We start from the raw sequence: 19,349 nt of genomic DNA on the forward strand, positions 1-19,349 counted from the left end.
GCCGCTACATTTCGCGTGCGGCGAGGGCCGACATGGTGGCGGCGATCGCCGCTATCGCCATCAGCCCCAGACCGCTGGCGATCAGCCCGCCGGGGGTGACCCAGTGCCCAGCCATCTGCAAACCGGTCGGGATGGTGACGGCGATACTGTCGAGGATGTCGCGCACCTGCTGGTCGGCGGCCGCCTCATGCGTGGTGATCGCCTCGACCAGGCGCGGGAGCGCCCACCATCCCAGTCCCAGCACCAGCACCAGGGGGGCCACCAGCTCGGTGACCTGCTGGACGAAATAGAACACGAAGTACGCAAAGCCCCAGAAGGCGATCCGCAGCCCGTCTAGCCACGCGTCTTTGTCGCGCCACCCCCTCATGATTGCGTCTCCAGCCTGCCGCCGGCTGAGCTACCCTGGCCGCCCAGCTTCGGCAAGGCGGCGCGACTCGCGTCCGCCCTGCAGGACCAGGAGCGCGCAGAGACAGACCAATGACGCCAGCAGGAACGGCGCGCCCGGAAAGTGCAGCGCCCGGCCCGGCCGGGTCGCGTCGGCGAACAGGGTCCCCATGATCAGCGGCCCTGCGACCAGCATCAGCGACTGCAGCGAGGCCAGGGCGCCCTGCAGCTCGCCCTGCCGGTTGGCGCCCGCCGCCGCCGAGAGCATCGACTGCACCGGTGGCCCGGCCAGCGCGCCCAACGCCAGCACCGGCAGGCCCGCCAGCATCATCCAGGGCCTGAAGGCCAAGCTGTAGGCCAGATAACCGGCGATGCTGAAGCCGTAGCCGCACAAAGCGGTCCGCCGCTCGCCCAGCCTGGTGATCACCCGGCGCACCAGCACGCCTTGCACCAGCACCTGGGCTGCACCGCCCAGCGCCAGGACCAGGCCGTTCTCGAGCGTGCTCCAGCCGAAGCGCATCTGGTTCGACAGGATGAAACTCGTTGATTGCGCGCCGATCGCAAACCAGGTGCAGCACCAGGCGAAGGCCAAGCGCAATGGTGCTGAATGCAGCCCGATCGCCTTGAGCGATGCGAATGGGTTGGCGCGCCGCCAATCAAAGGGACGCCGGCGCTCCACCGGCAGGCTCTCCGGCAGCACGAACAGCCCATACAGCACGTTGCAGCCGATCAGGCCGGCGCCCACCAGGAAGGGCAGGCGTATCCAGATCTCGCCGAGCACGCCGCCGAGCACCGGGCCCGCGATGAAGCCAAGCCCGAACATCGCGCCCAGCAGGCCGAAATACCGCGCCCGCTGCTCGGGCGGCGTGACGTCGGCGATGTAGGCGGCGGCGGTCGAGGCATTGGCGCTGAACAGGCCGGCGAACACCCGCATTGCAAATAGCCAGAAGAGCGTGTCCACCCAAACCCAGAACAGCGAGTTCAAGCCGAGAGCGGCGAGCGAAACCAGCAGCACCGGGCGCCGTCCGAACCGGTCCGACAGGCCGCCCAGCACCGGCGCGCATAGGAACTGCACCAGCGAGAACACCGCGAACAGCGCACCGACATAGAACGACGCGGTCGATGCCGAGGCATGCGCCACCTGGGCCACCAGGTTGGGGAGCACCGGAATGACGATGCCGAACGACAAAGTGTCGAGCGCGACCACGCCGAGGATGAAGGGAGCCGAAGCGGAGCGTGAGGTCATCCCCCTCGCGGAGCCACAGGCGACGAACGGCGTCAAGGCAACATCGGCGTCAGGACAACATCGGCACCAGATTGTCGCGGAAGGTCTCGGCGCAGGCGCGCCAGGTGAAGCGCTCGGCATGCGCCCGGCAGGCGGCGCGGTCGCCGTCGAGGGCGGCGAGACAGGCAGCGCGGAGATCCTTGCCGACGGCACCCACGTGGCCCACAGCACCGGCCAGGATGTCGCGCGGTCCCATGACGTCATAGGCCGCCACCGGAACGCCGCAGGCCAGCGCCTCCAGCACCACCAGGCCAAAGGTGTCGGTCCGGCTGGGGAACACGAACACGTCACCGCCGGCATAGGCACGGGCAAGTGAGTCCTCGCCGCGTGGGCCGGTGAAGGTCACCTGCGGGTAGGCCGCCCGCAGGGCGGCGAGCTGCGGACCGCCGCCGACCACCACCTTCGATCCGGGCAGCTCCAAATCCAGGAACGCCGCGATGTTCTTCTCGACCGCGATCCTGCCGACATAGAGGAACACCGGACCGGGGACGCCCCACGCCTCGCGCGGCTGCGTCGCAAAACGCGCCAGGTCGACGCCGCGCGACCACTGACGCAATCGGGTGAAGCCGCGCGCGGCGAGGTCGCGGCGCAAGCTCCCCGTGGCGGCGAGGGTGCCTGCGGATGCGTTGTGGAAACGTCGCAGGAACCAATAAGGCACCGCCACGGGCAGCCTTGTGCGGGCTTCGATATATTCGGCAAACCGGGTATGGAACGAGGTGGTGAAGCGGCCGCGGCGTCGCAGCACCCAGCGCCGTGCCGCCAGACCGAGCGGGCCTTCGGTGGCGATATGCAGTGCGTCGGGGCGGAAGTTCCCGATCAGGGCGGCAAGACGGCGCGCCGGGAACAGCGACAGCCGGATCTCGGGATAGGTCGGGCAGGGGAGTGTCCGGAACCGGTCCGGCCCGATTACCTCGACCTCGTGGCCCATCAGGCGCAGCTCGGCCGCCACCGTCGAAAGGGTGCGCACGACGCCGTTGACCTGCGGCATCCAGGCATCGGAGACGATCAGGATACGCGTCGGTGAGGGCACGTCAGGCGCAGGTGACCGGACGCGCCGGCACTGGCGCAAGGCGCCGCTCCATGAAGGACAGGCGGTTGCGTTCGGCCCAGTCGATCAGTTCCAGCCGGCCGTCCGGATGCTCGACCAGGGCGGTGCAGCTCTCAACCCAGTCGCCGTCGTTGACATAGAGGATGCCGTCGATCTCGCGCATCTCGGCGTGATGGATATGGCCGCAGACGACGCCGTCCAGGCCGCGCCTGCGGGCTTCGTCGGCGAGCGCGTGCTCGAACCGGTCGATGGCCTTGACCGCGCCTTTCACCTGTCGCTTGAGCCAGGCGGACAGCGAGCGGTAGGGCAGCCCGAGCCTGCGGCGCACCGCGTTGAACCAGCGATTGACCACGAGGGCGGCGGTGTAGGCACGGTCGCCGAGGAGGGCCAGGAACTTGGCATAACGCACGACGCTGTCGAAGGTGTCGCCATGCATCACCAGCAACCGACGCCCGTTGGCGGTCTCGTGCACGGCATCCTGGCAGAGCCGCACGCCGGCGATCTCCAGCTTCATCGGCAGCCAGCTTCTGAACATCTCGTCGTGATTGCCCGGGATATAGACGACGTCCGTGCCGCTCCTGGCCATCCTCAGGATCAGCCGCAGCACCTCGTCGTGCTGGGCGTCCCAGTACCAGGACTTCTTCAGGCGCCAGCCGTCGATGATGTCGCCGACGAGATAGAGCGTGTCGCAGGACATTTTGCCGAGGAAGTCGGCCAGGAAGTCGGCGTGGCAGCCTCGCGTTCCCAGATGCAGGTCTGAGATGAAAACGCTTCGGTAGCCGATGTGCCGCGGCTCGAAGGGGGCGGATCCCATACTGTGTCGCTCTCACGGAAAGGCGGGTTCATCTCGATCGCCCTATACGCCGGGTGCTTTCCAGAAAACATGACGTTTCGATGATGAAAATCACTCGGGCTTGACATATAATCGTCATGCAGATTCGGGTACGCGTCGCGCAATACTCTTCCGTTATTCGAATCGCCTGCGAGTTCTCACCCCGACATGCTTGTCATCCATAATCCGACCGCTGGACGGCGGCGCGTGCATCATCTCTGGCGGGTGCTCGATATCCTGATGGGGCATGGCGTGCGCCTGGAGGTGGTGGAAACGCGTTGGCCCGGACATGCCAGCGTACTCGCGCGCGACGCCGCCCGCGCGGGCGTGCGCCTGGTCGTGGCCGCGGGCGGGGATGGCACCATTGCCGAGGTGGCAGGCGGGATGCTCGGCGCAGAGGGCAGGCTCGGGATCATCCCGCTCGGCACCGCCAACGTGCTCGCGCACGAATTGCGACTCGGTTTTGCCGCAAGCGAGATCGCCGCGACCCTGGTCTCCGGACGCGTTGCGACGCTGCGGCCCGGCGTGGCACGCAGCGCCGCCGGCAGCCGGCTGTTCGTACAGATGCTGGGAATCGGCTTCGACGCCCACGTGGTCCATCATCTCTCACGCCCGGTAAAGCGGATCATCGGCCGCGGCGCCTATGTCGTGCAGACGATCCGGGAGTTGCCGCGCTACGGCTTTGAGACGATCGAGCTGGAGGCGGACGGTGTGGCTTATCGGGCCGGCAGCGTCATCGTCTGCAAGGGCATGCTGTATGGCGGTCCCTACATGCTGGCACCCGAGGCACAACCCGGGTTGCCGGGTTTCTCGGTGGTGTTGTTCGAGCGCGCGGGGATCGCGTCCGCTCTGCGCGCCGGCGCCGCACTGCCGCTCAACCGAATGGCGCGGCTCCCCGGCGTGACCAGGTTGCGTGCCCGCCACGTGGCGTTTGCAGGCGCAGGCGGGCTGCCGGCGCAATCGGACGGCGACGCGGCCGGCTGCACGCCGCTGGACGTGAGCGACGCCAACGCTTCAATTGACGTGCTTGTCGGTGCCTCACCAGCTCGGCCATAGGCCCGGGGTCGCCAGTTCCACCAGGCTGTCATCGGGGTCGCGCACATACAGGCTGACTCCGCCACGCGGCCAGGTGATCCGGCTCTCCGCCGTGATCGCCTTCGCATCGAGATGCGCCTCCCAGGCGGCAAGCTCGCCGAGCGGGATGGCGAAGCACAGATGTACCGAGCCGCCGCCGTCATGGGCCGGGATGTCGCCGCCGCCGTCGGTTGGCGTGGGTGCGTTCGAGGCGCCGCGCAGGAACAGCAGCAGGATGCTCGCACCAGGGATGGCGAGCCCGGCCATGCGCTCGTCCCGCAGGAATAGCTCGAAGCCGAAAACGTCCTGGTAGAATGCCTGCGCCCGGTCGAGGTCGCGCACATAGACGGATGTCTCCAAAAGATGGCTTAGGCGGGGGATGCCGGACATTGGAAGGCCTCCTGGTTGGAACAAAGCGGCGCTTGCAAGGCGGTCGGAAGTGCCTATCTGTCGGCGTCATGCAGAACAATCAAACCGCCGGCCATGACCCGATTGGCTGGCATGGAACGACCATCCTGTGCGTGCGGCGCGGCACCGACGTGGCGATGGCAGGCGACGGGCAGGTCACGCTCGGGCAGACCGTCATCAAAGGCAACGCGCGGAAGGTCCGCCGGATCGGACCTGACAATAACATCCTATCGGGGTTTGCCGGCGCCACGGCGGATGCCTTTACCTTGTTGGAGCGACTCGAGGCCAAGCTCGATCGCTATCCGGGCCAACTCGAGCGCGCCTGTGTCGAGCTCGCCAAGGACTGGCGCACCGATCGCTACCTTCGCCGCCTGGAGGCGATGATGGCGGTCGCCGACGAACAGCATTCCTATACCCTCACCGGCAATGGCGACGTGCTCGAACCCGAGGACGGGGTGATCGCGATCGGCTCGGGCGGCAACTACGCGCTCGCCGCCGCCCGCGCCCTGCTGACCCTCGACGATCTGTCCGCCGAGGAGATCGCCCGACGCTCGATGCGGATCGCCGCCGACATCTGCGTCTATACCAACCATTCGGTCATCGTAGAGACTCTGCAGGGGGAAAGCCGCTGATGGACGTCCCCACCTATTCCCCGCGCGAGATCGTCTCCGAGCTCGACCGCTTCATCGTCGGCCAGACCGACGCCAAGCGCGCGGTGGCGATCGCGTTGCGCAACCGCTGGCGTCGTGCCCAGCTCGCCGAGGGCATCCGCGACGAGGTGGTGCCGAAGAACATTCTGATGATCGGGCCGACCGGCTGCGGCAAGACCGAGATCGCCCGGCGCCTGGCGCGTCTGGCGCAGGCGCCGTTCCTCAAGGTCGAGGCCACCAAGTTCACCGAGGTCGGCTATGTCGGCCGCGACGTCGAGAGCATCGTCCGCGACCTGGTCGAGGTCAGCCTGAACATGCTGCGCGAAATCCGCCGGCGTGACGTCCAGGCGCGCGCCGAGCTCGCCGCCGAGGACCGGCTGGTGGCCGCCCTGGTCGGCGAGACCGCGAGTGCCGACACCAAGTCGAAGTTCCGGCGCATGCTTCGCGACGGCGAGCTCGAACATAAGGAGGTCGAGGTCGCCATCGCCGACAGCCAGGGCTCCCCGCTCGGACAGATGGACATCCCCGGCATGCCGGGCGGCAGCGTCATCAATCTCGGCGAGATGATGAAGGGCATGCTCGGCAAGCCGCCGCAGCCGCGTCGTATGACGGTTGAGGCGGCGCGGGCGGCTCTCACCCGCGAGGAGGCCGATCGCCTGCTCGACAATGACAGCCTCACCCGCGAGGCGGTGGCGCACGCCCAGGACCACGGCATCGTCTTCCTCGACGAGATCGACAAGGTCTGCGCGCGCTCGGAGAGCGGCTTTCGTGGCGGTGACGTCTCCCGCGAAGGGGTGCAGCGCGACCTGCTGCCGCTGATCGAGGGCACCACGGTCTCCACCAAGTATGGCCCGGTCAAGACCGACCATATCCTGTTCATCGCTTCCGGCGCCTTCCATCTGGCCAAGCCCGCCGACCTGCTGCCCGAGCTGCAGGGCCGCCTGCCGATCCGCGTCGAACTGGCGCCGCTGACGCGCACCGATCTGCGACGCATCCTGACCGAGCCCGAGCACAGCCTGCTCAAGCAGTACATCGCCTTGATGGGCACCGAGCAGGTGACGCTGGATTTCGGCGAGGACGCCATTGACGCGCTCGCCGATCTCGCCGCAGACATCAATGACCGCATCGAGAATATCGGTGCGCGCCGGCTCGCCACCGTGCTCGAACGCCTGCTCGAGGATGTCAGCTTCACCGCCAGCGACCGGGCGCATGACGTGGTGCATGTGGACGCCGCCTATGTGCGCGACAAGGTCGCACCGCTGGCGCAGAAGGGCGACCTCAGCCGCTTTATCCTGTGACAAGTCCCTTCGTCCGCCCTCAGGAAGCCACCGCGACCGAGGCGATCACCGCAATCGGCGACGAGTTGGACGTTTTCGACGACTGGATGGACCGCTACCAGTATATCATTGAACTCGGCCGCAAGCTGCCGCCGTTCCCCGAGGCCTGGACCGATGACGCGCATCGCGTCCCGGGCTGTCAGAGCCAGGTCTGGATGGAAGCCGACCTCGCGAACGGCGTTCTGCATCTCGCCGGCGCCTCGGATGCCGCCATCGTCTCGGGCCTGGTGGCGCTGTTGCTGCGTGTCTATTCAGGCCGCACGCCGGACGAGGTACTCCGCACGGATCCGGTGTTTCTGCAAGATCTGGGCCTGCTGGAGGCGCTGTCGACCAATCGCGGCAATGGTATTGCTTCAATGGCACGTGCCGTGCAGCGCGCCGCCAGAGAGGCTGTCGCAGTTTAGCGACAGCGGCCGCCGCTATGCGGCGTGCGCAACGCTGGAAATGGTCGCTCGGTTCCGCTGGCGATGCGCGGGCAGGCCGCTTAAGTTCTTGACCTGCTTGCCGCAGCCGTGCAGGAGAACCACCTACGAGGCTCTGACGATCACAAGCAGAAAGTACCGCCGCTGGGCTTCGGCTCGGGCGGCCGATTGATTGTCATGTGCCGTGTTGCCATGGATCAGGGGCGAGGGATGAGGTTGGGTGGACGATGGCTGTCGGGGCTTATGGTCCTGGGCTTTACGTTTCTGTTGAGCGGATGCCAGATGGGCGTACTTGCTCCCGCTGGTAGCGTCGGTGCCGCGGAGAAAAACCTGATCATCACCGCGACGCTGGTGATGCTCGTGGTCGTCATCCCGGTGATATTCCTTACTTTGTTCTTCGCCTGGCGCTACCGCGCCGCCAACACAGCGGCCACCTATGCGCCGACCTGGTCGCATTCGCGCAGGCTCGAGGCAGTGGTCTGGGCGATCCCCTGTGTCATCATCCTGTTCCTCGGCGTTCTGACATGGACCACGACGCACGACCTCGATCCCTATAAGCCACTGGTCTCCAAGACCAAGCCGCTGCCCATCGAGGTGGTGGCACTGGACTGGAAATGGCTGTTTATCTACCCCACACTGGGCATCGCTACGATCAACCAGATTGCCTTTCCGGTCGGGACCCCGCTCGAATTTCGAATTACGTCGGATACCGTAATGAATTCGTTCTTCATTCCCCGCCTTGGGAGCCAGATCTATGCCATGGCGGGCATGCAGACGCAGTTGCATTTGATCGCGGACAAGCCCGGGGTGTTTCCGGGTCTCTCCGCCAACTTCAGCGGCCGCGGCTTCTCCGACATGGACTTCAAGGCGATCGCCACCACTGACGCGAAATTCGGGGACTGGGTCGCAAAAGTCCGCGCGGCTCCAGCGCAACTCGATCAGGCGGACTACGACAAGGTCGCGGCGCCAAGCGTCAAGAACCCCGTGACATACTTCGCGCACGTCCAAAACGGCATGTTTGGCGATATCATTGCCAAATACAGAGGCAAGGCGGAACATTTTCATTCCGCGATGAAGGAGGATCAAGCCAATGCTCGGTAAGCTGACCTGGGCGGCCATCCCGCTGGATAATCCCATCGAACTTGGTGCCGTGGGCTTCATGGCGATCGTCGCCCTGGGCGTCATGGGAGCAGTCACCTATTATCGGCAGTGGCCCTATCTCTGGCGTGAGTGGCTGACTTCGGTCGACCATAAGCGCATCGGCGTGATGTATCTCGTGCTGGCCCTGGTCATGATGCTGCGTGGCTTTACCGACGCGATCATGATGCGCGGCCAGCTTGCCCTCGCGCATGACGGCCATCCCGGCTACCTGCCTCCCGAGCACTACAACCAGATCTTCACCGCCCATGGCGTGATCATGATCTTCTTCATGGCCATGCCGTTCATGATCGGGCTGCTCAACATCGCGGTCCCCCTGCAGATCGGCGCCCGCGACGTGGCCTTCCCGTTCATGAACTCGATCAGCTTCTGGCTGACCGCGGTCAGTGTCGGGCTGGTCAACGTGTCGCTGGCGATTGGCGAGTTCGCCAAGACCGGCTGGCTCGCCTACCCGCCGTTGTCGGAGCTGCATTTCAGCCCCGGTGTCGGCGTCGACTACTATATCTGGGCGGTGCAGATCTCCGGCATCGGCACCTTGCTGACCGGCATCAACTTCTTTGTCACCATCCTGAAGATGCGCTGCCCCGGCATGACCTACATGAAGATGCCGGTGTTCACCTGGACCGCGCTGTGCACCAGCATCCTGATCATGGCAGCCTTCCCGATCCTGACCGTGACCCTCGGCCTGCTGACGCTGGACCGTTACCTGGGCATGCACTTCTTCACCAATAGCGGTGGCGGCAACCAGGCGATGTACGTGAACCTCATCTGGGCCTGGGGGCATCCGGAGGTCTACATCCTGATCCTGCCGGCATTCGGGGTGTTCTCCGAAGTCGTGCCGACCTTCTCGCGAAAGCCGCTGTTTGGCTACGTATCGATGGTATGGGCGACGGTCGCCATCACCTTCCTCTCCTTCGTGGTCTGGCTGCACCATTTCTTCACCATGGGGGCGGGTGCCGACGTCAACGCCTTCTTCGGCATCACAACCATGATCATCGCCATCCCGACCGGCGTGAAGGTGTTCAACTGGCTGTTCACCATGTATCGCGGCCGGGTGGTGTATGCGACGCCTATGCTGTGGACCGTAGGGTTCATGGTTACGTTCACCATCGGTGGCATGACCGGTGTGATGCTGGCGGTGCCCGGGGCGGACTTCGTCCTGCATAACAGCCTGTTCCTGATCGCCCATTTCCACAACGTCATCATCGGCGGCGTGGTGTTTGGCTACTTGGCCGGCTTCAGCTACTGGTTCCCCAAGGCGTTTGGCTTCAAGCTGAATGAACGGCTTGGCAAGTTCGCCTTCTGGTTCTGGCTGTCGGGCTTCTACGTGGCCTTCATGCCGCTCTACGTGCTTGGCTTCCTTGGGATGACCCGGCGCATGAACCACTATGACAACCCCGCGTGGACACCTTGGCTGGCACTGGCTTTTGTTGGCGCCGTGATGATCATGATTGGCATCGGTTTTCAGGTCGCCCAGATCTATGTCAGCATCCGCGACCGGCACCAGAACATGGACGTCACCGGCGATCCCTGGCTGGGCCGTACCCTGGAATGGTCGATCGCCTCACCGCCGCCCTTTTATAATTTCGCCATCACGCCTGAGGCGCATGAACTCGATGCCTTCGAGGACATGAAGATGCGGGGCATCGTGCACACGGCGACGCATGACTACGAAGACATCCATATGCCGCGTAACACATCTGCTGGCCTGATCATCAGCGTCTGTGCCGGGATCATGGGGTTCGCGCTGATCTGGCACATCTGGTGGCTGGCGGCACTCAGCGTGCTGGGAGGGCTTGCCACATTGCTCTGGCGTTCCTTCGACGACGACATCGACTACTGGGTGCCGGCGTCAGAGGTCGCACGCATCGAGTCTGAACATTCGGCGCGTGTCGCGGCGATCGCCGATGTCGATGCAAGGCCCAATGTTAATGCAAGGCAGGGCGTCACTCATGCCGCATGAGACGCTTGCGGCGCAGCCGCATCACGGCGAGCACCACGGACCAGGGCCGAACACCGTGTTCGGCTTCTGGCTCTATCTGATGACCGACTGCATCCTGTTCTCGACCCTGTTCGCCGCATTCGCGATCGGCCGGCACCAATACGCCGACGGTCCGACGGGGCACGACATCTTCAATCTCCGCTACGTCGCGGTCGAGACGTTCCTGCTGCTGGTCAGCAGCTGCACCTATGGCTTTGCCATGCTGGGCGCATTCAAACATAATCGTAGTCTGGTGCTCGGCTGGCTTGGCATGACCTTCCTGCTCGGGCTCGGCTTCGTGGGCATGGAGATCAACGAGTTCTCTCACCTGGTGGCCGAGGGACATGGGCCGGACCGCAGCGCCTTCCTGTCGTCGTTCTTCACCCTGGTCGCCACCCACGGCTTTCACGTCACCTGTGGACTGATCTGGATGGCGACGCTGATGGTCCAGCTCGTCGTCAAGAAGCCGAGCCTGGACGGTGCCTACATGAACCGTCTGATGTGTCTCAGCCTGTTCTGGCACTTTCTCGATATCGTCTGGATTTGCGTGTTCACGTTTGTCTACCTGATGGGAGTGAACTGATGGCCGACCTTCATGACGGGCGCACGCTCGAAGGGGCCAGCCACGGCAGTCTCTCGACCTACCTCATCGGCTTCACCCTCTCAATCATCCTGACCGCGGCAGCCTTCGCCTTCCTGATGGTGCCGAACAGCCTTTCGCGCGGCACCGTGCTGCTCGCCATCACTGGTCTCGCGGTGGTGCAGATTTTCGTTCACTTGGTTTGCTTCCTGCACATGAATACGGATTCCGAGCAGCGCTGGAACGTGACTGCCTTTGCCTTCGCGGTGGTGACACTGGCCATCCTGATCGTCGGATCGTTGTGGATCATGCATAATATCAGCGACCACATGGTACGATACGCGCCGATGCCCCCGATGTAGGTCATCGCAGGAATTCCATTGGCCTCTCAGAGCGTCGGTTCTGGCAATGGACCTTGATGATTCATGCCGCTGGAAACGCAGAGCCGAACAAGCCGGGCATTCATGTCGATATGGTCAGTTCGTCTTTGACATCAGGCCCCGCTCTATCGGCTCTCACCTTTGCCAGCGCCCACATGACCTCCCCGCCGAAATTTGGCTCGGCCTCTGAGGAAGCCCTTCAAGCGGGTCGGTATGCGCGCAGGTTTGCGGGGCGGCTCGCCCAACAACGGAGCAGAGCCTGATCGATGCTCCTGTTTCACCGATCAGGCTCCAGGGTCTCACCGTCTTGGTGTTCCCACGTAGGCGGTGCACCGGTTTGAGCCGTAGTCCAGAGATAGCATGGCGTTCTACTGTCCGGGAGCCAGTGTCAGCGTCAGCGGAGCGAAGACGCCTCCCACGACCGGCCGATCCCTGAAGCCTTGGCTGTTGCCTGTCGGCACATCGTACCAGTCAGGGAACGGAGCCGCGGCGGTGGTCGTGTTCGCAAAGTTATAGACCTCATTGAAGATGCTCTGCGTCAGCGTCGGGTCTGTCGTGGTCAGCGCGGCCGCGGTCCACAACTCCCAATCTGCCTTGGTGTAGGTGTGGCGTGGATCCAGTATGATCCCGTTCGGCTGTTCCTGCGTTGCGTAGAAATTAGCCTCTTCGGTCAGGATGCTCTGCGGGATGAGACGCAGCCCGAGGAGCTGGTCGGGATAGGCGTTGTATTTGAGGCTCCAATAGCTGTCCGGCTCCGTGGTCGTGTCGGGGCTGTAGGCGTTTGCGGGTTCACGATATTGCAGCAGCAGGTGGGTTGAATTGCTATTCTGTGCAAGCGTCGCCCAGGTGGCGATCATCTGCTTCGATTGCTGCGTGAAATAGGACGCGTCGCTTCCTCTTCCCGCGCGTCTTGCGATCTGCCCCATCGCGCCGACAGCCTCGATCCCCTTGAGTGCGAGATTGACGCTGTGCGCGATCGGACCTGTGAAGTCATCGGTCTGGTTCTGGAATTGCGGGTCAAGGGCATTCTGATACGGAACACCGGCCGGCACCGTCAGCAGATACTCGGCCCATTGGTGGAACAGCGCGTAATGCGCCCTGGCATACTGCGCCGCTTCCAGGGGTGCGACATGCTGCATGTAGGCGTCGGCCATGATCAGCATGTTGGCCGTCTCTTCAACCGGCATGTTTTCCCCGCCGCCATCGTTATGTCCGTTTGCGTTCGGATAGGTGGTGCCCAGGTCGTGCGGTGCGTACAGGGACGGCCACAGCCCCGATTCGCAGTAGTAGATGATCGGTGCGAGCATGTAGCGAACCAGCTCGGGATTGACGTAAAGGAAGGCAGGAATCGATGGATAGATCACGTCCACCGTGGAGACGTTGTCGCTGCTGCTGATCTCCTCGAGGAACAGATAAGGATTGCTCTTGGTTCCCGTCAGCTCGGTGCCGGCGATCGCCTGCCGCAAGGCAAGCGACGTAATTGCCGCGTAGTTGGGACCGCCATATCCCGACGCGGCTTTGTTGATATTCGTGTCCAGCGTGTTCGCGCGGGACACCGCCGCGGTCGAGTCGTTGTAGGCAAAGGCGAGCATGCTCTCGTAATCGCGCCAGTACTGGTGCCAGAGCGAGTGGGCGGGCTGGTTCAGGAAGTTGATCGCGGGGTCGCGGATATGCCCCAACAGCAGCGTGAACGGCTGCGTGGCCGTCGTGCCCACGGTGCCGAACGCGTTGCTGAAGGCGAACACCGGAAAGCGGTCATTGATCGGCCGCGGCTGGGCCGTGTCGTTGCTGTTGTCGAGATGACCGTTGGCGACGAAGCCGGGGCGCACCGTGGTGTCCGCGCCCGACTGGATCGTGAGGCTGCCCGACGCCTTGGCCGAGAACAGCACGGTTCCCCAGGACGGATAGTTGTTGACCTGGTTGAACTTCGCCGGGTTGGCCGGCGTGACGGTCCAGGTATCGAGGCTGCCCGGCGTGTTGCTCCCGTCGGAGGTCAGGCTGATCGACTCTTGGTTCCATTTGATCAACTGGTTGTCGTCGCCATGCGCCCATTCGCCGCTGATATCGTAATAGACCGTGACTTGATGCTGGAGTCCGTCGCTGCTCTGGGCGGTGGTGATGATGTCGGCGAGCGGAATACTGAGCCGCTTGAGGTCGCGGGCCTCGACGGGCGAAAGGAAGTCGACGTTCAGGGTGACGCCACCCGCGTTGAACGTGAACTTCGATTGCGTCGCCGTCGTCACCAGCGACGTCTGCGTCATGTTCGTGAGGTTTGCGGTACTTGGAGCGCCGACGAACAGATAGGATCTGCCGTCGATATAGGCGATCCCGGTAATCGCCTTGACTTTCCCGTCCCAGTAGGTGGGCCAGGTACCCGGGGAAATCGCATTGCTGTCTTCGAGCCAGGTGTTGATATATGGCGTACGCGTAATGAGTGGCACCGATGGCGGCTTGAGCGGGGTGAAGGTTTGCGCGCTGGCGACCTGGCAGCAGAGCGCTGCGGCAGTCATCACGCTGGAGGCCAACAGGAAACGGTATCGAAGCATGGCGTCCCTCGCATTTTCTTATTAACGGGAACAATCCAATATTCTGGATTGTGGAAATTCCTTCATAGGCAACGTGGGGGACGCTAGCGCCGTCGAAGGAACAATGACAAACCCGATTTGTCAGACATCACCGAAGCGTGATGGCACGAGGTATTCCCGAGCGACTGTGTTGCACTGCCTCGCCGAACAGCCAGGCACGTGCGGCGGCCGGTTTTCCAGCGGGCCGGTACTGCACCGCTGCCGCAACAAGGCCGTTATGGCGCGAAAGCTGGAGATTGGGGACGCCGATCATCTCAGGCAGCGGCGCAGCAGCCGCGTCCGCCGAGGCGGGCATGCAGCGCTCTTCACACAGGACCGGATCGGCCGAACTGCCTTTGCCTCTGCGGTGGTGACACTGGCCATCCTGATCGTCGGATCGTTGTGGTCTTGGCTAATATCGCCGACCACATGATACGATACGCCCCGATATCTCCGATGTGGTCGCCCGGCTAAGGAGGTAGGTCTAATTGCACCGATAGAAATGGCCGATTAGCCTTGAGGCGTGCCCGCGGCAGGAGTCAAGAGTGGGATCGTCCGGTTCAGGCTGCATGTCGGCTTGTAGGCGTGCAATCTGATCAGAGGGGTCGTAGATAAGAAACTGCTCTGGTGGCGCGAGGCCTACTTCTGGCCCCCAATCCCATATAACGGCTTTGCCTCGTGCCGCCTTGATATCTGCCGAATATCGCTGGTAATGCCAGACAAGACTGACATACGGCCTCGTCCTGCCGATCAATGGTGTCAGCCCTATCGCAACCGGCAGGACCATTGCCCATGACAGCGTCCACCGCCATCCACCACCGAACCTGCGACTGAGAAAATAGAAGGGAACCGCCAAGACAGTCAGGAGGATTGGCAGCGTTAGGACTGCGCCTAAGACGAGTAAAAGGATGGCAAGCGTCAAGACGCTTTGGTTCACATTGATCAAAATGATCAGCAGAACCGCGATAACAGCCGGTGCGATAGCCACCATATCCCGGCCGACGGGGCTGCGGATCCGGCTCATACCGTTTCTTTCGTAGCCTGCTCGATGCGTATGACGGCGGAATGCAGCGGCAAAGCTCTGGTTTCTTCTCCAGCCCTATGCCGCGTTCAGCCCTCCAAGAAACCCCTCGACCTGCTCACGCAGCCTGGTGGCCTGACCGGCCATGGTGCGTACTGATCCGGCAATGCGACCGGAAACCTGGCCCGCCTCGCTAGCCAGGCTGTTTACCCGTTCCATGCCCGAAGACGCCTCCTCGGTGCGCCGCGCGGCTTCCTGAATGCTTCGTGCGATCTCCCCTGTGGTGGCACCCTGCTCCTCGACCGCGGCTGCGATCGTCGAGGCGGCTTCGCCGAGTTGCGCGATGATGGTGGCGACGCTGGAGATGGCGTGTTCGACCTGAGCGGTCGCCTTTTGGATTGCCTGGATTCGATTGGCGATGTTCTCGGTTGCATGCGCCGTCTGCCCGGCCAGTGCCTTGACTTCGGAGGCGACCACCGCAAAGCCCTTGCCGGCCTCGCCGGCGCGTGCCGCCTCGATGGTGGCGTTGAGCGCCAGCAGGTTGGTCTGGCCGGCGACGCTGCTGATCAGGCTGACGACGTCGCCGATCTGGCGCACGTCCTCGACCAGCGTGCGCACCGCGGCGATGGCGGCGTCGGCTTCCGCGGTGGCACTCGTGGTCGCGCGGGCGGAGCGGGCGACCTGCTGCGTGATCTCGCCGATCGAGGCGGTCATTTCCTGAGTGGCAGCAGCGACGCTACGCACGTTCATGGTGGCCTCGCCGGATGTCGAGGCAACGGAGAGGGCGCTCCCGCAGGTCTGCGAGGCGGCCTGGTTCATGCCGTCGGCATCCCGGCCGAGCTGTTCGGCGGCGGCCGCGACCTGATCGACGACCCCCAGGATGTCGGTCTGGAAACGCTGGGCGAGGGAGGCGGTGGAGGAACGACGGTCCTCGGCGGCCTGCGTGGCGGCGTGGATATCCACCAGTGAGCCGCAGGCACGGCGCGCCATGCCGCCGGCATCCTTGATGACGCCGCCGGTGGCGCGAAACCAGCGATAGGACCCGTCCTTGATGCGGAGCCGGTAGTTGGTGTCGTAGAGCCCTCCGCTCGCCAAGGCGGCGCCAAAGGCGGCGAATGTCGCGTCGAAATCCTCCGGATGCAGGCGGTCCGACCAGGACTGAACCACGTTCGGGAACTCCGCGTCGGTTTTGTAGCCACAAAGCCTGCGGAACTCGGCCGACCAGGTCCAGCGCGACAACGGGTGCATCGCGTCCCCCTCGTGCAGAACCGCGTCCCAAAGCCCAACGCCGGAGTGTCGGTCGAGCACGGCGAGCCATTCCACCTTCTCGCGCAGGGCCGAACTCGAATGTGTCAGAAAACCCATGGGGACCGATCCAGTGCTGGGGTGCGTCGCTGCCCGATCGTAGCCGGCAAACACTTAAGGACCGATGAACTGGCGGGCTTGCGCCATTGCGTCGCAGGCGCCAATTCTGGCCGCATGTCGAGCACAGTCCTGAAGAAGCCGCCCGCTCGGAAGCCCGCGCGGGAGATGCGTCCGGCGTCGGAGATCTTCGTTCCCGATAGGCAGGCCGCCAAGCCGAAGACCCGCGCCTTCAAGGTGGTCTCGCCCTACGAGCCGGCCGGCGACCAGCCGACGGCGATTCGTGAACTGGTCGCGGGTATCGATTCGGGCGAGCGCGACCAGGTGCTGCTGGGCGTCACCGGGTCGGGCAAGACCTTCACGATGGCCAAGGTCATCGAGGCGACGCAGAAGCCGACCCTGATCCTGGCGCCGAACAAGACCCTGGCGGCACAGCTCTACGGCGAGATGAAGCAGTTCTTTCCGGACAATGCTGTCGAATACTTCGTCAGTTACTACGACTACTATCAGCCGGAAGCCTATGTCCCACGCTCGGACACCTATATCGAGAAGGACAGCCAGATCAACGAGCAGATCGACCGCATGCGGCACGCCGCGACGCAGGCGCTGCTCGAGCGCAACGACGTCATCATCGTGGCCTCGGTGTCGTGCATCTACGGCATCGGTTCGGTGGAAACCTACTCGCGCATGGTGGTGCGGCTCGAGAAGGGTGGCCGGATCGACCGCGACACCATGATCCGCGCGTTGGTCGAGCAGCAATACAGACGCAACGACGCCGCCTTCCAGCGCGGCGCCTTCCGGGTACGCGGCGAGACGATCGACGTCTTTCCGGTGCAGAACGAGGACCGCGCCTGGCGGGTGTCGCTGTTCGGCGACGAGATCGAGGCGATCTCGGAGTTCGATCCGCTCACCGGCGAAAAGACCGCCGACCTCGACGAGGTCAACATCTACGCCAACAGCCATTACGTCACCCCGCGCCCGACGCTCGCCCAGGCGACGATCTCGATCAAGCAGGAGCTGAAGGAGCGCCTGGATGCGTTCGTTGCCGGCGGCAAGCTGCTGGAGGCGGAGCGGTTACAGCAGCGCACCACGTTTGACCTCGAAATGATCGAGACCACCGGTGTCTGCAAGGGCATCGAGAACTACTCGCGCTATCTCTCCGGCCGCGCCCCCGGCGAGCCGCCGCCCACCTTGTTCGAGTATCTGCCCGAGGACGCGCTGCTGATCGTCGACGAGAGCCATGTGACGGTGCCGCAGATCGGCGGGATGGAGCGCGGCGATCATGCACGCAAATCCATCCTCTCCGAGTTTGGCTTCCGGCTGCCGTCCTGCCTCGACAACCGCCCACTTCGCTTTGATGAATGGGAGAACTACCGGCCGCAGACAATCTTCGTCAGCGCCACCCCCGCACCCTGGGAGCTGGAGCGCACCGCCGGCGTGTTCGCCGAGCAGGTCATCCGGCCGACCGGCCTGATCGATCCGGTCACCGAAATCCGTCCCGTCGAGCGTCAGGTCGACGATCTGCTGGCGGAATGCCGGGTCGTCATCGGCCAGGGTAATCGTATCCTGGTCACCACTTTGACCAAGCGCATGGCCGAGGACCTCACCGATTATATGACCGAGGCCGGTCTGCGCGTGCGCTATTTGCACTCCGACGTCGACACCCTGGAGCGGATCGAGATCATCCGCGATCTGCGGCTCGGCGTGTTCGACATCCTGATCGGCATCAACCTGCTGCGCGAGGGACTCGACATCCCCGAATGCGCGCTCGTTGCCATCCTCGACGCCGACAAGGAGGGCTTCCTGCGCAGCCGCACCTCTCTCGTGCAGACCATCGGCCGCGCAGCCCGCAACATCGACGGCCGGGTCGTGCTCTATGCCGACGTGATGACCGACAGCCTGCGCTTCGCCATCGAGGAGACGTCGCGCAGGCGGGAAAAGCAGAGTGCCTGGAACACGGCCAATGGAATCACGCCGCAGTCGGTGCGTACCCATATTCGCGAGGCGATGAGCTCTGTGTTCGAGCAGGACTACGTCACCGTGGCGCCGGTCAAGGACACCAGCGCCATCGAGTTCGTCGGGCGCGACCTACGCGGCTCGATCGCCGATCTCGAAAAGCGCATGCGTACCGCCGCCGCCGACCTCGAATTCGAGACCGCGGCGCGCCTGCGCGACGAGATCAAGCGACTCGAAGCCCTTGAGCTCGGACTGCCGCCACCGCCGGCGGCGACCGCGCGTCCGACCCGGCGCGATCGCACCCCCGAGCCGCTCGGTCCCGGCGGCGGCGGCTACGATCCGTCCAAGCGACGTCGCAAGCGCAGCAGCTGACGGTGGTGGCGAGCGACCTTGAGGAGGACGCGCCACTGCGTCCTGCAGGGCTGCACCGCTATGTCACGCCGGCGGGTATCGCACGTATGCGGGCGGAATTGCGGTGTCTGATGCGCGACGAGCGGCCGCGGATCGTTGAGATCGTCTCCTGGGCCGCGGGCAACGGCGATCGCTCGGAGAATGGCGACTATCTCTATGGCAAGAAGCGGCTGCGCGAGATCGACCGTCGCGCCCGCTTCCTGACCAAGCGGATTGAGGACGCACGGATCGTCGATCCCGCACACCAAACCCGTCGCGACCAGGTGTTTTTCGGCGCAACCGTCACCTTCATGGACGAGGACGACACCGCCCGCATTGTCACCATCGTCGGCGTCGATGAAGCGCGCTCGCCTGAGGGCGAGGTGAGCCTGGCCTCGCCGATCGCGCGCGGGCTGTTGGGCGCCAGGGTCGGCGACGAGGTCCGCCTGCAGACGCCGCGTGGCCCGGTGCTCGTCGAGATCACCGCCATCGTCTATCCTGATTTCTAGAGGAGCGC

General features: G+C 64.2%; 18 protein-coding genes. 10 read left to right on the plus strand and 8 right to left on the minus strand.

The features are described from left to right. Positions 1-4: 4 nt before the first annotated feature. The 4 genes from ACQY4K_RS00260 to ACQY4K_RS00275 are packed head-to-tail and all read right to left on the minus strand — an operon-like array spanning position 5 to position 3,531. Positions 5-367, minus strand: coding sequence for a hypothetical protein (locus tag ACQY4K_RS00260; protein WP_428392403.1), 363 nt, complete (start codon positions 365-367; stop codon positions 5-7). Positions 368-397: 30 nt separating this feature from the next. Beyond that, the gene (locus ACQY4K_RS00265) at positions 398-1,630 is read right to left on the minus strand and encodes a TCR/Tet family MFS transporter (protein WP_428392405.1); all 1,233 of its coding nucleotides are present in this window, start codon (positions 1,628-1,630) and stop codon (positions 398-400) included. A 49-nt stretch (positions 1,631-1,679) separates the two neighbouring features. Then, positions 1,680-2,657: a glycosyltransferase family 4 protein gene (locus ACQY4K_RS00270; protein WP_428396253.1), complete on the minus strand. Its 978-nt coding sequence runs from the start codon at positions 2,655-2,657 to the stop codon at positions 1,680-1,682. A gap of 43 nt (positions 2,658-2,700) precedes the next feature. Beyond that, entirely contained in the window at positions 2,701-3,531 is an 831-nt protein-coding gene (locus ACQY4K_RS00275; RefSeq protein ID WP_428392407.1) for a UDP-2,3-diacylglucosamine diphosphatase, read from the minus strand. A gap of 186 nt (positions 3,532-3,717) precedes the next feature. Here ACQY4K_RS00275 and ACQY4K_RS00280 point away from each other — a divergent pair, with 186 nt between their 5' ends. After that, on the plus strand, positions 3,718-4,605 hold the full coding sequence (locus ACQY4K_RS00280) for a diacylglycerol/lipid kinase family protein (protein ID WP_428392409.1): 888 nt from the start codon (positions 3,718-3,720) through the stop codon (positions 4,603-4,605). Here the strand turns inward: ACQY4K_RS00280 and ACQY4K_RS00285 are convergent. Beyond that, on the minus strand, positions 4,588-5,013 hold the full coding sequence (locus tag ACQY4K_RS00285; RefSeq protein ID WP_428392411.1) for a VOC family protein: 426 nt from the start codon (positions 5,011-5,013) through the stop codon (positions 4,588-4,590). The two genes, ACQY4K_RS00280 and ACQY4K_RS00285, sit on opposite strands and share 18 nt — an antisense overlap. A 68-nt stretch (positions 5,014-5,081) precedes the next feature. Between ACQY4K_RS00285 and hslV the strand changes: the two genes are divergently transcribed. The 7 genes from hslV to cyoD all read left to right on the plus strand — a co-directional run bounded on the left by hslV (position 5,082) and on the right by cyoD (position 11,521). After that, positions 5,082-5,663: an ATP-dependent protease subunit HslV gene (hslV, locus tag ACQY4K_RS00290; RefSeq protein WP_428392413.1), complete on the plus strand. Its 582-nt coding sequence runs from the start codon at positions 5,082-5,084 to the stop codon at positions 5,661-5,663. After that, entirely contained in the window at positions 5,663-6,979 is a 1,317-nt protein-coding gene (hslU, locus tag ACQY4K_RS00295; protein WP_428392414.1) for an ATP-dependent protease ATPase subunit HslU, read from the plus strand. The genes hslV and hslU overlap by 1 nt, the downstream gene beginning before the upstream one ends. Continuing rightward, the gene (locus ACQY4K_RS00300) at positions 6,976-7,422 is read left to right on the plus strand and encodes a SufE family protein (protein ID WP_428392416.1); all 447 of its coding nucleotides are present in this window, start codon (positions 6,976-6,978) and stop codon (positions 7,420-7,422) included. Before hslU ends, ACQY4K_RS00300 begins: the two co-directional genes overlap by 4 nt. A 261-nt stretch (positions 7,423-7,683) precedes the next feature. Then, the gene (cyoA, locus tag ACQY4K_RS00305) at positions 7,684-8,541 is read left to right on the plus strand and encodes a ubiquinol oxidase subunit II (protein ID WP_428396255.1); all 858 of its coding nucleotides are present in this window, start codon (positions 7,684-7,686) and stop codon (positions 8,539-8,541) included. Then, positions 8,531-10,561, plus strand: a complete 2,031-nt coding sequence (cyoB, locus tag ACQY4K_RS00310) for a cytochrome o ubiquinol oxidase subunit I (RefSeq protein WP_428392418.1) — start codon at positions 8,531-8,533, stop codon at positions 10,559-10,561. The genes cyoA and cyoB overlap by 11 nt, the downstream gene beginning before the upstream one ends. Further along, on the plus strand, positions 10,551-11,162 hold the full coding sequence (gene cyoC / locus ACQY4K_RS00315) for a cytochrome o ubiquinol oxidase subunit III (RefSeq protein ID WP_428392420.1): 612 nt from the start codon (positions 10,551-10,553) through the stop codon (positions 11,160-11,162). The genes cyoB and cyoC overlap by 11 nt, the downstream gene beginning before the upstream one ends. Then, positions 11,162-11,521: a cytochrome o ubiquinol oxidase subunit IV gene (gene cyoD, locus ACQY4K_RS00320; RefSeq protein ID WP_428392422.1), complete on the plus strand. Its 360-nt coding sequence runs from the start codon at positions 11,162-11,164 to the stop codon at positions 11,519-11,521. Before cyoC ends, cyoD begins: the two co-directional genes overlap by 1 nt. A gap of 386 nt (positions 11,522-11,907) precedes the next feature. Here cyoD and ACQY4K_RS00325 read toward each other — a convergent pair whose 3' ends face one another. The 3 genes from ACQY4K_RS00325 to ACQY4K_RS00335 form a co-directional block, all read right to left on the minus strand. Then, positions 11,908-14,064, minus strand: a complete 2,157-nt coding sequence (locus tag ACQY4K_RS00325; RefSeq protein ID WP_428392424.1) for a glutaminase domain-containing protein — start codon at positions 14,062-14,064, stop codon at positions 11,908-11,910. A 523-nt stretch (positions 14,065-14,587) separates the two neighbouring features. Then, complete coding sequence (locus ACQY4K_RS00330) at positions 14,588-15,127, minus strand: hypothetical protein (RefSeq protein ID WP_428392426.1); 540 nt, start codon at positions 15,125-15,127, stop codon at positions 14,588-14,590. Positions 15,128-15,202: 75 nt separating this feature from the next. After that, complete coding sequence (locus ACQY4K_RS00335; protein WP_428392427.1) at positions 15,203-16,489, minus strand: methyl-accepting chemotaxis protein; 1,287 nt, start codon at positions 16,487-16,489, stop codon at positions 15,203-15,205. Between the two features lie 165 nt (positions 16,490-16,654). Between ACQY4K_RS00335 and uvrB the strand changes: the two genes are divergently transcribed. Both uvrB and greB read left to right on the plus strand, forming a co-directional pair. Then, positions 16,655-18,814, plus strand: a complete 2,160-nt coding sequence (gene uvrB / locus ACQY4K_RS00340; RefSeq protein WP_428392429.1) for an excinuclease ABC subunit UvrB — start codon at positions 16,655-16,657, stop codon at positions 18,812-18,814. A 5-nt stretch (positions 18,815-18,819) separates the two neighbouring features. Beyond that, the gene (gene greB, locus ACQY4K_RS00345; protein WP_428392431.1) at positions 18,820-19,341 is read left to right on the plus strand and encodes a transcription elongation factor GreB; all 522 of its coding nucleotides are present in this window, start codon (positions 18,820-18,822) and stop codon (positions 19,339-19,341) included. Positions 19,342-19,349: the final 8 nt, after the last annotated feature.

It is taken from the genome of Lichenicoccus sp. (genome assembly GCF_965276875.1).
In the GTDB taxonomy this organism is placed as follows: domain Bacteria; phylum Pseudomonadota; class Alphaproteobacteria; order Acetobacterales; family Acetobacteraceae; genus Lichenicoccus.

Coding starts and splice junctions, on each gene's coding strand:
- ACQY4K_RS00260 (WP_428392403.1), bottom strand. CDS start 367: ATGAGGGGGTGGCGCGACAAAGACGCGTGGCTAGACGGGCTGCGGATC.
- ACQY4K_RS00265 (WP_428392405.1), bottom strand. CDS start 1,630: ATGACCTCACGCTCCGCTTCGGCTCCCTTCATCCTCGGCGTGGTCGCG.
- ACQY4K_RS00270 (WP_428396253.1), bottom strand. CDS start 2,657: ATGCCGCAGGTCAACGGCGTCGTGCGCACCCTTTCGACGGTGGCGGCC.
- ACQY4K_RS00275 (WP_428392407.1), bottom strand. CDS start 3,531: ATGGGATCCGCCCCCTTCGAGCCGCGGCACATCGGCTACCGAAGCGTT.
- ACQY4K_RS00280 (WP_428392409.1), top strand. CDS start 3,718: ATGCTTGTCATCCATAATCCGACCGCTGGACGGCGGCGCGTGCATCAT.
- ACQY4K_RS00285 (WP_428392411.1), bottom strand. CDS start 5,013: ATGTCCGGCATCCCCCGCCTAAGCCATCTTTTGGAGACATCCGTCTAT.
- hslV (WP_428392413.1), top strand. CDS start 5,082: ATGCAGAACAATCAAACCGCCGGCCATGACCCGATTGGCTGGCATGGA.
- hslU (WP_428392414.1), top strand. CDS start 5,663: ATGGACGTCCCCACCTATTCCCCGCGCGAGATCGTCTCCGAGCTCGAC.
- cyoA (WP_428396255.1), top strand. CDS start 7,684: ATGGTCCTGGGCTTTACGTTTCTGTTGAGCGGATGCCAGATGGGCGTA.
- cyoB (WP_428392418.1), top strand. CDS start 8,531: ATGCTCGGTAAGCTGACCTGGGCGGCCATCCCGCTGGATAATCCCATC.
- cyoC (WP_428392420.1), top strand. CDS start 10,551: ATGCCGCATGAGACGCTTGCGGCGCAGCCGCATCACGGCGAGCACCAC.
- cyoD (WP_428392422.1), top strand. CDS start 11,162: ATGGCCGACCTTCATGACGGGCGCACGCTCGAAGGGGCCAGCCACGGC.
- ACQY4K_RS00330 (WP_428392426.1), bottom strand. CDS start 15,127: ATGAGCCGGATCCGCAGCCCCGTCGGCCGGGATATGGTGGCTATCGCA.
- ACQY4K_RS00335 (WP_428392427.1), bottom strand. CDS start 16,489: ATGGGTTTTCTGACACATTCGAGTTCGGCCCTGCGCGAGAAGGTGGAA.
- uvrB (WP_428392429.1), top strand. CDS start 16,655: ATGCGTCCGGCGTCGGAGATCTTCGTTCCCGATAGGCAGGCCGCCAAG.